Raw genomic sequence first — 14,267 nt, forward strand, 5'->3', positions numbered from 1 at the left:
TAAATAATTTTCGCTTACAGGTCTTTTTAGAATGACCGAGCCCCTATACAAAGTAGGGGGATGACCGGGTGGCATGTTAAAATCTTAAGCTTCACTATTGAGCGATTCTTCCCGCAAACACCACTATGAACGTCGTGATCCTCGCTGCCGGTATGGGCAAACGTATGCAATCTTCTCTGCCAAAAGTTTTACACCCTTTGGCAGGTAAAGCCTTACTCCTACATGTGATTGATACTGCCCGCAGTCTGAAGGTGGCGTCAATTTGCGTGATCTATGGCCATGGCGGTGAGCAAGTACTCAGTAGCGTTGCAGCGGATGATTTACGTTTTGCCAAACAAGAACCACAGTTGGGAACCGGACACGCTGTTGCACAAGCAATTCCTGTGCTGGATGAAAGCATGCCGACGTTAGTATTGTACGGTGACGTGCCGTTGACCACTGCCGCCAGTTTGCAGCGCCTGATAGATGTCGCCGGGAACGACCGTTTAGCGATCCTGACCGCAGATATGGCAGATCCGACGGGCTTAGGTCGTATCGTGCGTGAAAACGGTGAAATAAAACGCATCGTTGAACAAAAAGATGCCAACGAAGCAGAACGCCGGATCACTGAAATCAATACCGGCATCATGATCGCACCAACCAAGCAACTAAAGCAATGGTTGAGCACACTGTCGAACAATAATGCGCAAGGCGAGTACTACCTGACTGACATCGTTGCCCGCGCAGTTGCTGATGGAGTCAAGGTCGTTTCTGCCCAGCCAGATGCCATCTGGGAAACGCTCGGCGTCAATAGCAAAGTGCAATTGGCAGAATTGGAAAGAATTCATCAACTCAATATCGCCCGTAAATTGCTGGAGCAAGGCGTGCACTTGCTTGATCCGGCACGCATTGATGTGCGCGGCACTCTGGTTTGTGGTCGCGACGTGAGCATCGACGTAGGTTGCGTGTTTGAAGGCAATGTCACGCTGGAAGACGGCGTAACGATAGGCGCTAACTGCGTGATCAAAGACGCGCATATCGCTGCGGGCGCAAACATTAAAGCCTTCTGTCACATCGAAGAAGCCAAGGTCGGCGCACAATCGCAAATCGGTCCTTACGCACGTTTGCGTCCGGGTACTGAATTAGCAGACGACGTCCACATCGGTAATTTCGTTGAAATTAAAAACAGCCAGATCGCAGCACACAGCAAAGCCAATCACCTGGCCTACGTTGGCGATGCCACGGTTGGTAGTCGCGTGAATATCGGCGCAGGTACGATTACCTGCAATTATGATGGCGCGAACAAATTCCGCACTATCATTGAAGACGATGCATTTATCGGCAGCGATAGTCAATTAGTCGCCCCGGTGCGTGTAGGCAAAGGCGCGACCTTAGGTGCTGGCACAACCTTGACCAAAGATGCACCAGACGGAAAATTAACCGTATCCCGCGCCCGACAGTTGACGATAGAAAACTGGGTACGTCCGGTAAAGATTAAAAAATAAACCTGAGACGACTACTTGCACGTAGGGCGGGTACATCCGCCCTACGCAGTTTCAATGACACAAAGACTTTATTTTCTTTGTCGCTTCGCATCCTGCCTGCGCCAATACTGAAACTCGTTCTCATGTACCTCGATATCTACTTCCATGATACGTGCTTGTAAGCGCTCTTGCACGTCAGCAACAGCTCTGTTGTAAACCAAAGGGCCTATTTCCTCCAGAAAGAAACTCAGCAAACTATCTGCTTCCAGGCTGCCTATGGGTTCAGGAAAATTTTCACGTGCGTAACGTTCAATCGAAGCAATCGCTTCTTTGCGTGATTCTTTGGCAATCTGAATAGTCATGGAAAATAAAAACGTGGGTAAAAGAGTGGGTATCTAAAAAAAAACGGACGGACAGTGGTTCAACACTATCCGTCCGCTTGCTTCATTTTAAAACAATTATTTTCGACAATTACTTATGATCGTTATTTTGGGCCGCGTGACGTTGTACGGTATCGAGAATAATCAATTCGGTTTTACGAATTTCTTCAATCGAATCTTCTAAAGACAGACTCGTACCACGCGCCAGCGTTGACGAAGCAGACATAGTGTTGCCCGCCAACACATATTCCAGCACGTCTTTTAATACGGTATCAGACATGTAAGGTCCAAACAGATGTTTGACCTTTTCTTTGAAAAATTCAAACTTTGGTTGGGATAAAACATAGCGTTTAGAAGCAAGGCTAGAAGCAGGCACCGCTGGTGCAGGGGCTGCCTGAGCCGGTTTTACAGGAGCGGATGTTGCAGCAACAGGTGCTAATGGCGCTCCCCCGGCGGGGGTAGCGACGGGCGTACCTGCGGCGGACGCTGGCGTGGCCGTTTTTACCGCTACAGGTTCGGACGCAGCTGTTTTTGCTGCCGGTGCGGCTGGTTCTGCTTTTTTCTTTTCTGATACTGGCTTAGTTGCCACCGTGACTGGCGCTACAGGGGCAGACTTTGCTGACGCTGCTGGAATAGAACCAACCGCACCTAAAACCCGGAACAAATCATTATGAACTTTGGCAACCAGATCATCGGCTGAATCAAAAAAACGCACATCCTGAAATTGACTCAGCAAACCTTTCAACTGGCTCAAATGTTGTGCCGACTCACCCGTATCCACATGCTTAGGCAGCACCCAATGTTCATCTTCATCGATGATATAAATCAACATCGGAATTTTTTGCGCCAATGCTTCCTCAAGCTCAAGCTGAACCAGAGATTTTTTAGTGACAGGGTCGACATCACCAAACATCATCCCGAAAATCCCAATATACGCCTTAGCTGCCCGAACAAGGTGAAGCCGGTTTTCTACAGAAGTCTCGGGCAAAGTAGCGACAACCGTCACATCTGGTCTGGCACTACCTGGCTGACCGCAGCTATCGATAATCTTTTTTCTATGTAAAGCCAGATCAAATGGTGTTGAACTGACAAAGATCGTCGCTGTCATAAAATTTCTCGCCTAAAAGGTGAAAGCTACACGAAAGTTTGTAATGCCAGATACGGAAAAGCTACGCAGACTTCGGCCGGTAAAACTGCAATGCCGCCGATCATAATATTCTCTGCTTATACTAGCATGGCGACGGATTTTTTTTGCAAACTTCACAGAGAAAGAATGTCGCCAGACAACATCAATATAAGCTTTATGGCAATACCACCTTCAAAACGATCTAATGAGCTTTACCTTATTCAAGACTTCATGCCTGCCATTAATGCAGCAAAGCCAATAAATGCGCCGCCCGTAACACGATTGAAGGTTTTCAATACGCTGGCTTTTTTAAGATACATTGATAATTTAAAACCACCAAGGGCATAAATCAGATACCAGCTCATCTCTATCACGGTAAAACTACCCAATAAGATGCCAAACTGCGGCAATTGTGGCAAACCCGGCTGAATAAATTGCGGCAAAAAAGCAGCTGCAAACAATAAAGCTTTCGGGTTGCTGGCGGCAGTCACAAAACCAACACGATACAATTCCCACCCACTCGCTTTAACAATTGCCGAATTTGCTGACTCATCAACAGTGGCTTCGCTGACAGGCGCAGTCCAGACCTTATAGCCAAGATACGCAAGATACAAAGCACCCGCCCAGCGTAAGATATCAAATAAAGCCGGTGCATTGCGCAACAGCACCCCTAATCCTGCTGCAGAGGCTGACATCATCAAAAACAATGCCGTCAGGCAACCCATCGCACCGCACATCGCCGAGCGAAAATTAAAACGCACACTCTGGCTCATAATTAGCAACATATTGGGGCCGGGAGCCGCAGAAATAAAAAATGTCGCCGTGACAAATAACCACCAGGTATGCAAGTTCATAGAATGCCATCAAAGAAGTGAGTACGAAGCCTCATCTTAAAACAATTTGACGTGCATCGTAAAAATTTACAAAATGTGATTGCGATGACTGCCTGTGCAGTCAAGTCAGACAGATCTTAAGCCTCGTACAATTCCAAAGGCAGACCGTCTGGATCAGCAAAAAAAACAAACCGGCGTTGCGTATATTCATCTATCCGGATATCTTCCATCGCGATGCCTTTCGCTTCCAACAATTGCTTGGCTTTTGCCACATCATCTACCACAAAAGCCAGATGACGTAAGCCAAGCGCTTCCGGATACGATGGCCGTTCAGGAGCATCAGCAAACGAAAACAATTCTATCTGACCGCCATCAGGCAAAGCCAGATCCAACTTGTATGATTGACGCGCAGCACGAAAATTTTCTGCCAGCACTTTCAGACCTAATAGCTCTACATAGAAATGTTTCGACACAGCATAATCAGAACAAATAATCGCAGCGTGGTGAATACGTTTTAACATAAGAAAATCTTAAAAAAAATCAAATTACATTTGTCGTTTGCAGCTCAGAAAAAAGCATAGCGACCCGTTCTGGCGCCAACATTTGCGCACCCGCAGCTGTGCAAGCGGCAGCGCCACTGGCAACCGCATAATGCAAATGTGCTTGCCAATTTCGATCGGCATGCTGATACAAACTGTACAACAAGCCCGCCATGCTTGCATCGCCTGCACCGACAGTATCAACCACATCGATGCGCGGTGTTGCTGCGTGCCAGATATCATCACCAACATACAAAGACGCTCCGTCTGCACCGCGGGTGTACAAACAGACGGCTTTCGGATTCATTGCCCGCAAACTTTGAAGTGCATCATCAGCGTTTGTGGTTCTGAATAAGCCACATAAATCTTCATCTGAGACCTTGATGATATCGGCCAGCCCGATCATCGTTTGCAGAACGGCGTCATAACGCGCGTCCATCACATTTCTGAAGTTAGGGTCATAGCTGATTTTAACGCCTCGTGATTTGATCTGCGTTGCCAGTGCGATCAAGGTCGAAGCCAAAGGCTCGCGGGCGAGGCTGATGCCACCGAAATGTGCCCACACCAGTTCATCACTCCACCCCCCGGGTAACAAGCTGAGATCGAAATGCAAATCAGCGCTATTTTCACCAATAAAAAAATAACTGGGTGGTAAACTCTGCGCGACGATTGCTAATAAAGGCGCATGGGAATTTCTTTGCAACAAACGCAAATCCAGACCAGCTTCGGCGCTGGCGGCATACAATTGATTGCCAAAGACATCGTTGCTGATGGCCCCGGCAAAGCCAGTGCGAATCCCGGCGTTGGCAAGGCTGCGTGCGACATTCCAGGGGGCACCACCGGCCAGACTACGCCAGGTATTGATGGCGTCTCCACTGATGGCAATCATATCCGTCAACGCTTCGCCAGCACATAAAATGGCGGGAAATTTATGTGGCATGACTGGCTCCGGAAAACATATCCGCAGACATGCCAGGCAGACATTTTAAAACGTCGTAGCAAGCACCCATAGTGTGATAATCAGTCTTACCGGCCGGGCTTTTTTCATCACTGTATTTCTGATTATCATGTGACAGTATCCGGTACCACGCACCATAACGATGATCAATCATGTGTTGCCAACTGTACTCCCAAATCTTCACATACCAGTTCCGGTATTGTTCCTTACCAGTGCGGCGGGCGAGCAAAGCGGCGGCAGCAAATGATTCTGCCTGTACCCAGAAATATTTATCACCATCACAAATACTTAAGTCGGGCGCAAAACCGTAGCAAATGCCGCCATGCTGATCATCCCAGGCATTGCGTAAAGCAGTATTAAATAAATGTTCGGCGGTTGGTATCATCCAGCTGCTCTCCATGGCCAGGTGATCTTGCTCGGCTTCTAGCAGTATTAAGAGTTTAGCCCATTCGGTAAAATGCCCGGGCTGATATCCCCATGGTCGGAACAAATTGGCTTTGTCGTGCAGGTTGTAATTCCAGTCAATCTGCCAGTTGGCATCATAGTGTTCCCAGATCATGCCGTGCGCTAAACCTGCCTGACGTTGCGTGATGTGTAGTGCGAGCGTCTCAGCTCTATGCAAATATGCCACTGTGCCGGTCGCATGAAAAGCAGCCAGTAGCGCTTCACACGCATGCATATTGGCATTTTGTCCGCGATAGCGATCGACGGTTTGCCAATCAGCGCTGGCTTGATCAGCGTAAAGACCATGAGTGACACTCCAGAATTTTTCATCCATGAGTTGTACCGTTTCATCCAGATACGCACGTGCTTCACTGACACCTGCCATCAGCGCATGTGCGTACGCGAGAACGACAAAGGCCAAGCCATAGCAATGGTTATCAGCATCCGTCACTTGCTTCACACCATCACGCCATTCGAGTTGCCAGGCATAACCGCGAGTGCGGTCGTCACGATGAACTTCACGTAAAAACTTCACGCCATGTCTGACCTGTTCCAGATATTCAGGTTTTGGAACATGGCGGTATGCCATCGCATAATTAAACACAAAGCGTGTGCTGCTGACCAAATGCCGGTGATGTACGTCGTAGACAGTGCCGTCATCTTTAAAGTAATGATAAAAGCCACCGCTAGGATCAATGCAACGCGGATGGTAAAAATCCATGGTCTTGGCGATGTGGCTGCAGATAGTATCTGCGGAAAAGAAGTCGACTGAGGTAAATTCCATAGCCTTAGATTGAAATTGAAAAATGAAATAAATTAGTCGTCGCTACTACTCTCGCGCACGACCAGAGTGACTGTTTGAATCGATTCGGTCAACGGCGTATCAGTCGCAGGAGTGTGTTTGAGAAGTAAGTCAATACCGAGTGAACCCAAAGCTTGCTTATCGACGCGAATGCTACTCAACGGTGGCATTGCCTGCGCCGCTGACGCAATATCATCAAAGCCAATCACCGCCATCTCATACGGGACTTTGATACCGTGCCGTTCACAATATTTGAGTACTTCTATCGCCGTACTATCGTTATAACAAAATACCGCATCCACAGGCTGTGGCAATCTGCGCAAAAGTTCCATTGCCGCAGCGACACTTTGTTCTAATGCATGTACATCATTGAGACATACTTCAAGCGCAGGATCGGCCAGCATCTTATTTTCAAACAAGGCTTGCCGGAACCCACGTGCGCGTTCTGCGATGCTGAAATGCGCAAGCGAACCACTGAGCATGGCGATACGTTTGCGACCACTTTGTATTAGATGACGCGTTGCCAACCAACCGCCCAAGCGATGATCAGGACATACGGAACTAAAACCAGACTGTCTCGCATCGATCAAAACCATCGGCTTATTCGTGTGGCGTAAGGCAGTGAGAATTTCTGGCTCAACGTAGCCAGCGCAGATGATTGCATCGGCCTGATGCAGACGGATGTGTTCGAGTAGTGGCTCAGCCGGGCCGCTGGTCATCAAGGACAGTGCGATGCCAGCCTGACGACATGCGGATTCAGCACCTTGCAGAACCGGTGAAAAAAATTGACTCGCAGATTCGCCTTCATGCTGTCTATGCAAGACAAACACCACACGCCGTATCTTGCCTTGCTTTAAGCGAGAAAAGTCGTAGCCCAGCGCATGCGCCGCCTCACTCACCCGTACTCTGGTCGCCTCAGTCAAGCCTTCCTGATTCTTGAGCGCACGCGACACTGTGCCGACCGACAGCCCAGTTTGAGAGGCAATATCTCTGATGCTGACCGCCATGCAATACTCCCCCGATTGACTGTACTAAACGATTTATTCAAGCACCAGTTATCATCAATTGGCGCCGCTCTTTAGCGACATTTATACAGCGGGAGAAATTTGGGGTCAATCAAGAATAGAAAAATGGGATTAGTTTAGGATGTTTACTAAACAAAATGCAAAGAAGGATAATTGAGCCGATACAACCGGAGCATCCAGGCCACACCACTGAAATTTGCGGTTAAAGCCCAACACTATTATTTTATCGCCCAATCAAAAAACCCGGAGCAAATCCGGATTTTTTGATTAACTTCGTTCGTTTACTGTGCGATCCAAATAGGCGTTATTTAGAACCGAAAACACTATTCAATTTTTTCTGATCAAGAAATTTGGTGTAATCTGAAATTGATTTTATTACTTCTTTATTTCCCATGATTTCAGCCATCGCTAATTCTCCCAGCATTTTAAATGCTGCGACAAATCCTTCTTTACCATCGGACTTAATCACGGCCTTGGTCTGCGCGACACACTGTTCAGAAATCAGCCGGGTCACCAATGCCGCCATTTCTTGATTCGCTTCAACACGATCAGCGTCCTTCACCGCGGAAACACTTTGCAATTCAGGATGAGAAGTCATCGCGATAAAAACCCAGCGTGCCAGTTCCTTACGTTCTTTACCATTCGTGAAATCGCCAAGGCATTTCCCTAATGCTTCCGATTCACTCGAAGCGAATACCGGTTGATGGATAAATGAGATCAAAACCAAAATAACAATAGAAAGTAAGCGCATAAAATAACCAAACGTTGAGTAATGGAAAAATAAGAAGTAAAAACTAACAGACAAATTCTATGACAACGACTATAAGTAAACTCTCAATCAAAAACAATATGAGTTGTTGTTTCTTGCTGTTTTTATTTCAATTGGCGGATTTATTTTACTAAGAAGTTCGACGCGTATCCGAATTAAAAACCATACTCATCACCCCACCCACGATGATTAAAACGATTCCCAGCACGCTACTCAATGCAGGCGTATCATTTAATAGCAACCACGACAGCAAAGCAGAAAAAATCACTGTCGTGTACGACAAAGCACTGGTCGTCAGTGCCTTTCCTAAACCGTAGGCGCGGGTCATACACAACTGCCCTAGCGACCCAAGGACACCAAAACCAATGATGTAAGGCACGGTTACCAAATCAACATACGCAAATTGCGTACTGAGCAGCCATACCAATCCTAATGCAACACCCGTCAGTGAGAAATAAAAAACCACTCTTAATTCTGACTCACCGCGGCGGACTAGCACACCAACGCTGTAATACGCGATGGCTGTGAGCAGACCACTAGTCAGGCCGGCCAAACCACCGAGATATTGATCTGGTAAAAATGATGGTCGCAATATCGTGACGATGCCAACGAACCCTATCAACACCGCGACATAAACCAGCCAGGTCGGTTTTTCTTTGAACAAAAATATAGACAGCAAGGCGAGAAAAATTGGATTGGTGTAGTTCAGTGTGGTCGCAGTAGCGATAGGCAAATGTGCTATCGCATAGAACATAAATACCAGCGCCAGATTACCCATCATTGCACGCCGCACATGTAATAGCGGTACTTGAGTAGAGAACGCAATACGTTGTTGACGCATCAAGAAAATGACAATCACCAGATTGATCAGAGAACGATAAAACAGGACATCAGGTACCGTCAGTTTGTCCGACACATGCTTAATCAACACGCCCATCAAAGCAAAACAAAATCCTGCTACCACCATCCACATTGAATGCAACATGTTCTCCTTAAAACAAAACGCCGCAGAATTGCGGCGTTTTGATCATAATATATGCAAAATATTTTTTGAGCGTGTACAACCTACGTGAAACGTTATCTGTACCGTATTGAGGAGTTGCACATGCCTTACATAACTAACATCTATCCTATCACTACTAAAGACTTAATCTGCGACAATTAAACTTGATATGTGCGGCTATGTATATTAAGCGTTTTCAAATATCAAAGTGAACAAAAATTTAAATTTAATTTTGTTTAGATTCCACTTGTACATTTAATGAAATTTTCCCGCCGAGAAGCTTAAGCAATTCTTTCCTTAAGTCATCTTGCTCCTTCAATGCGACATCATTCAAAGGTAGGCTTTTAATATCCATTGGTAAAGCAAATTTACCACTTAATAACATTGCCAATCCACGTCGAATTATGTCTTGATCAGATTCAATATCACCATGTTTTTTAAGTGAATAGATTTCATTCTTGATTTCTACTTTGTTGAATGAATAATCAAGGTGCGATGCCATCCCGTGCAACATATCCACTAAGAGCGTGACTCTTGTGTCGAGCCATGTTGGAGATGTTGTATCACTCGCCATATGATCCAAATAAAATTTCCACGATTCGACTATATTTTTTTCTCCATAAAATTCTATAGGGACGGCATTTAGAGCTTCTACATGAGCACTTGATAAACTTGATGCACGAGTTGCCATAAGGACTCGAAATATTTGCATCTGTCTAACTTTCCTTTCACCACGTCGCTCGATCCATTTTTGTGCTTGTACTGCTAATATAGGACCAAGCAGTGTAGAAAAAATGATTGCAATATCCGTAATTTTTATAGACCAATCGAATAACATTTGACATCTCTCGTTTTCTTAAATTAAGTGGTCAATTGCGCAAGATCAACTTAATATTTGCTTAATCTCACAAAGAATTGAATTGATTTTTTGAAAATATATCTGACGGCTATTATTAAGGCAATTAGTTTTAGTTCTATATTTTTAAAAAGTAACGCGGAAAGTCTTAAATATCGATTTTTAGCCCCAAACAATTCCGTCCAAAAAAATTCTGAGCAATTTTGCAGGTAGTCCAGTTCAAAAACAATATTCGACACATCATCCGAGAAATATCACTCTTAGAGAGGAGTAGCTATTAAAAAAATCTCGGACAAAGTTCCGAGATTTTTTTATTTCTTTAGACCCTAGATTCCAGGATCTAAAAAGAATCAAAGTGCCCCAGACATAACATCCCAAAAAATTAAATTCGCGTGATGCAGAGCAAGGCAAAAATCGCAGCAATACGTCGGTACGGCGAGTATTGGCAATGCGGCGACTCGCCCGCGAATTCAATTTAATAGCAGGTCAGTTACATGTTACGACGATACTGTCCACCTACTTCAAACAACGCTGTCGTGATTTGACCCAATGAGCACACGCGGGCGGCGTCCATCAGTTTGGCGAACACGTTTTCATTGTTGATTGCCGCTTGCTGCAATGCCGCCAATGCTTGCGGTGCCACGTCGGCGTGGCGTTGATGGAAGTCAGCCAGGCGCGTTAATTGCGACTGTTTTTCTTCCTCGGTAGAACGCGCCAATTCTATCTTCTGTGGAGTATCGCCCGCCTTAGGATTGCGGAAGGTGTTGACGCCGATGATAGGTAAAGTGCCGTCGTGTTTCAGATGTTCGTAGTGCATGGATTCTTCTTGAATCTTACCGCGTTGGTAGCCGGTTTCCATCGCACCTAACACGCCGCCACGTTCGGCGATGCGTTCAAATTCTTGCATCACGGCTTCTTCAACCAGATCAGTCAATTCTTCGATGATGAAGCTACCTTGAATTGGATTTTCGTTTTTCGCCAGACCCCATTCGCGGTTGATGATCAACTGAATCGCCAATGCACGACGCACAGATTCGTCGGTTGGTGTAGTGATCGCTTCGTCGTAGGCATTGGTATGCAAGCTGTTGCAGTTGTCGTAAATCGCGATCAATGCTTGCAATGTGGTGCGAATATCATTGAAATCAATTTCTTGCGCATGCAAAGAACGGCCGGAAGTTTGGATATGGTATTTCAACTTCTGACTACGATCATTGGCGCCGTATTTATCGCGCATCGCAATCGCCCAGATACGACGGGCGACCCGACCAAGAACGGTGTATTCTGGATCCATCCCGTTACTGAAAAAGAACGATAAGTTAGCGGCGAAATCATCGATATGCATACCGCGTGCGAGGTACGCTTCCACAAACGTAAAGCCGTTCGACAAAGTGAATGCCAATTGCGAAATCGGGTTCGCTCCGGCTTCGGCAATATGATAACCAGAAATCGATACAGAGTAGAAGTTACGTACTTGATGATGCACGAAATATTCTTGAATATCACCCATCACTTTGAGTGAGAATTCGGTCGAGAAAATACAGGTATTCTGACCTTGGTCTTCTTTCAGAATATCGGCTTGTACGGTACCACGTACATTCATCAACACCCATGCACGGATTTTTGCAGCTTCATCGGCGGTTGGCTCACGTTTGTTATCAGCGCGGAATTTTTCCATTTGCTGATCAATCGCGGTGTTCATGAAGAACGCCAGAATGGTTGGTGCCGGGCCATTGATGGTCATGGAAACGGAAGTCGCCGGATCGCACAAATCAAAACCGTCGTACAAGACTTTCATGTCTTCCAAAGTCGCTACGGAGACGCCAGAGTTACCGACTTTACCGTAGATATCTGGACGGATCGCTGGATCAGCACCGTACAAAGTCACAGAGTCAAACGCGGTCGACAGACGTTTCGCATCCATGCCTTGCGACACTAATTTGAAGCGACGATTCGTACGGAACGGGTCACCCTCACCAGCAAACATGCGGGTTGGGTCTTCGCCTTCGCGTTTAAACGCAAATACACCAGCGGTGAATGGGAACGAGCCTGGAACATTTTCCAGCAACAACCAGCGCAGGATTTCGCCATGGTCGACAAAGCGTGGCAATGCGACTTTACGAATCGTGGTGCCAGATAAAGTTTGCTGCGTTAAACGAGTGCGGATTTCTTTGTCGCGGATTTTGACGACATATTCATCACCAGCGTACGCGGCTTGCATGTCAGGCCACATGTTGATGAGTTGTTTGGATTCGGCGTTCAGGTGAACGTCACGCTCTGTAATCAATTCATCGATGGAACCGAATGCATCTTGGGCTTTGCCGGATTTGCTCAGCATGCGCTTGGTTTCTTGCAGTTGCTGACGCTCGCGCGCGAGGTTAACTTGTTTGCCAGTTTGCTTGTGATAATGGCGTACCGTATCGGCAATCTCAGCCAGATAGCGGCTGCGTGCTGGCGGTACGATCACATTTTTTGCACTGGAGAATTTGACATCCACCAGCGCCAATTTGCTGGTGGTGGTTTTCAATCCGCGTGCTGCCAGCGCAGGCAACAAGCCCTGGTACAAGGCAGTGACGCCATCGTCATTGAAACGGGAAGCTTGCGTGCCGTAGACTGGCATGTCGTCTGGCTTTTTAGTCCACAATTCGCGGTTACGTTGATATTGTTTCGCCACGTCGCGCAAGGCATCCTGAGCGCCTTTGCGATCGAATTTATTGATCGCAACGAAATCAGCAAAATCGAGCATGTCGATTTTTTCTAATTGGGATGCAGCACCAAATTCCGGCGTCATGACATACATCGATACATCAACGTGCGGCACAATCGCAGCGTCACCTTGACCGATACCAGAGGTCTCAACGATGACCAGATCAAAACCCGCTACTTTGCAAGCGGCAATCACGTCAGGTAAGGCTTGAGAAATTTCGGAACCTGCTTCGCGGGTTGCCAGCGAGCGCATGAAAACTTTGACATTGCCTTTCCATGGATTTATCGCATTCATACGGATGCGGTCACCCAGCAAAGCACCACCAGATTTACGACGTGAAGGATCAATCGAAATCAACGCGATGTTCAGGTTGTCATCTTGATCCAGACGGATACGGCGAATCAGTTCATCGGTCAACGAGGATTTACCAGCGCCACCCGTGCCGGTGATACCGAATGCCGGAATTTTAATTTGTTCCGCGGCTTTGGTGATCTCAGCACGCAAGGCAGGAGAGACTTTGTCGTTTTCCAGCGCCGTAATCAGTTGGGCTAATGGACGGTGTTTGGCGGCGATATCGCCTTCTTGCAATACACTCAGGCTGGTTGGGGCATAGGTGGACAGATCAACATCGCACGCCTGGATCATCGACAAAATCATGCCGACCAGCCCCATGCGCTGACCATCTTCCGGGCTAAAAATACGGGTCACGCCATAGGCATGCAGATCGGCAATTTCTTCAGGCACGATCACACCACCACCACCGCCAAAAACTTTGATATGTGCGCCGCCGCGTTGCTTCAACAGATCAATCATGTATTTGAAGTACTCGACGTGGCCGCCCTGGTAACTGGAAATGGCGATACCTTGCGCGTCTTCTTGCAACGCCGCGGTAACGATTTCTTCGACGGAACGGTTGTGGCCGAGATGGATCACTTCTGCACCATTCGCCATCAAAATACGGCGCATGATGTTAATCGAGGCGTCATGGCCATCGAACAGAGAAGCGGCGGTGACGAAACGCACCTTATTCGCTGGTTTGTATTCGGTCAGATTTTGGGCTACGGACAGGTCGGTCATGTCTTCCTCAACAGTCTATTTTTCGGTAAAGCATACGCCTACATATGCTTCATCGGGTGGTTATTGCTAGCGAATTGATCAGCTAACTTATATGACGTTAACGTAAACGTCAATACGAATATTTAAATATGCTTCCCCTAATACCAGCAATGCTCTCAGAGTGAAAATGTCTGGAAGGCCGCATAAATAATAGGTTGAGCGATTTGTAGTTTTAACGCTTATTTTGTATTACGGTGGCTTTATTGGGGGCTTGCTACCCTCTCCCATCATAGGAGAGGGCCAGCAAAA

The 14,267-nt window shown here is 46.8% G+C and carries 12 protein-coding genes; 1 reads left to right on the plus strand and 11 read right to left on the minus strand.

Annotation, left to right across the window (positions count from 1 at the left end; translation table 11 throughout):
* The first annotated feature begins 125 nt into the window (after positions 1-125).
* Positions 126-1,484 carry a bifunctional UDP-N-acetylglucosamine diphosphorylase/glucosamine-1-phosphate N-acetyltransferase GlmU gene (gene glmU, locus H8K32_RS09700; RefSeq protein WP_186912300.1) on the plus strand — a complete coding sequence of 453 codons (1,359 nt, stop codon included), beginning with the start codon at positions 126-128 and terminating at the stop codon, positions 1,482-1,484.
* Positions 1,485-1,552: 68 nt separating this feature from the next.
* Here glmU and H8K32_RS09705 read toward each other — a convergent pair whose 3' ends face one another.
* The 11 genes from H8K32_RS09705 to icmF all read right to left on the minus strand — a co-directional run bounded on the left by H8K32_RS09705 (position 1,553) and on the right by icmF (position 13,979).
* On the minus strand, positions 1,553-1,825 hold the full coding sequence (locus H8K32_RS09705; RefSeq protein ID WP_186912301.1) for a DUF2164 domain-containing protein: 273 nt from the start codon (positions 1,823-1,825) through the stop codon (positions 1,553-1,555).
* A gap of 109 nt (positions 1,826-1,934) precedes the next feature.
* Positions 1,935-2,951, minus strand: coding sequence for a DUF4062 domain-containing protein (locus H8K32_RS20575; RefSeq protein ID WP_186912302.1), 1,017 nt, complete (start codon positions 2,949-2,951; stop codon positions 1,935-1,937).
* 239 nt (positions 2,952-3,190) lie between these two features.
* A complete protein-coding gene (locus tag H8K32_RS09715) occupies positions 3,191-3,823 on the minus strand; it encodes a LysE family translocator (RefSeq protein WP_186912303.1) in 633 nt (210 codons plus the stop codon).
* A 116-nt stretch (positions 3,824-3,939) separates the two neighbouring features.
* Positions 3,940-4,323: an SMU1112c/YaeR family gloxylase I-like metalloprotein gene (gloA2, locus tag H8K32_RS09720; protein ID WP_186912304.1), complete on the minus strand. Its 384-nt coding sequence runs from the start codon at positions 4,321-4,323 to the stop codon at positions 3,940-3,942.
* 19 nt (positions 4,324-4,342) lie between these two features.
* A complete protein-coding gene (locus tag H8K32_RS09725) occupies positions 4,343-5,281 on the minus strand; it encodes a carbohydrate kinase family protein (RefSeq protein WP_186912305.1) in 939 nt (312 codons plus the stop codon).
* Positions 5,271-6,527: an AGE family epimerase/isomerase gene (locus H8K32_RS09730; protein ID WP_186912306.1), complete on the minus strand. Its 1,257-nt coding sequence runs from the start codon at positions 6,525-6,527 to the stop codon at positions 5,271-5,273. The genes H8K32_RS09725 and H8K32_RS09730 overlap by 11 nt, the downstream gene beginning before the upstream one ends.
* A 32-nt stretch (positions 6,528-6,559) precedes the next feature.
* Positions 6,560-7,552, minus strand: coding sequence for a LacI family DNA-binding transcriptional regulator (locus tag H8K32_RS09735; protein WP_186912307.1), 993 nt, complete (start codon positions 7,550-7,552; stop codon positions 6,560-6,562).
* Between the two features lie 322 nt (positions 7,553-7,874).
* The gene (locus H8K32_RS09740) at positions 7,875-8,321 is read right to left on the minus strand and encodes a hypothetical protein (protein WP_186912308.1); all 447 of its coding nucleotides are present in this window, start codon (positions 8,319-8,321) and stop codon (positions 7,875-7,877) included.
* A gap of 148 nt (positions 8,322-8,469) precedes the next feature.
* On the minus strand, positions 8,470-9,324 hold the full coding sequence (locus H8K32_RS09745; RefSeq protein ID WP_186912309.1) for a DMT family transporter: 855 nt from the start codon (positions 9,322-9,324) through the stop codon (positions 8,470-8,472).
* A 244-nt stretch (positions 9,325-9,568) separates the two neighbouring features.
* Complete coding sequence (locus H8K32_RS09750; protein ID WP_186912310.1) at positions 9,569-10,180, minus strand: DUF6680 family protein; 612 nt, start codon at positions 10,178-10,180, stop codon at positions 9,569-9,571.
* 508 nt (positions 10,181-10,688) lie between these two features.
* Positions 10,689-13,979 carry a fused isobutyryl-CoA mutase/GTPase IcmF gene (gene icmF / locus H8K32_RS09755; RefSeq protein WP_186912311.1) on the minus strand — a complete coding sequence of 1,097 codons (3,291 nt, stop codon included), beginning with the start codon at positions 13,977-13,979 and terminating at the stop codon, positions 10,689-10,691.
* Positions 13,980-14,267 lie beyond the last annotated feature (288 nt).

Source organism: Cognatundibacterium jejuense (assembly GCF_014284255.1).
Classification (GTDB): Bacteria; Pseudomonadota; Gammaproteobacteria; order Burkholderiales; family Burkholderiaceae_D; genus Undibacterium; species Undibacterium jejuense.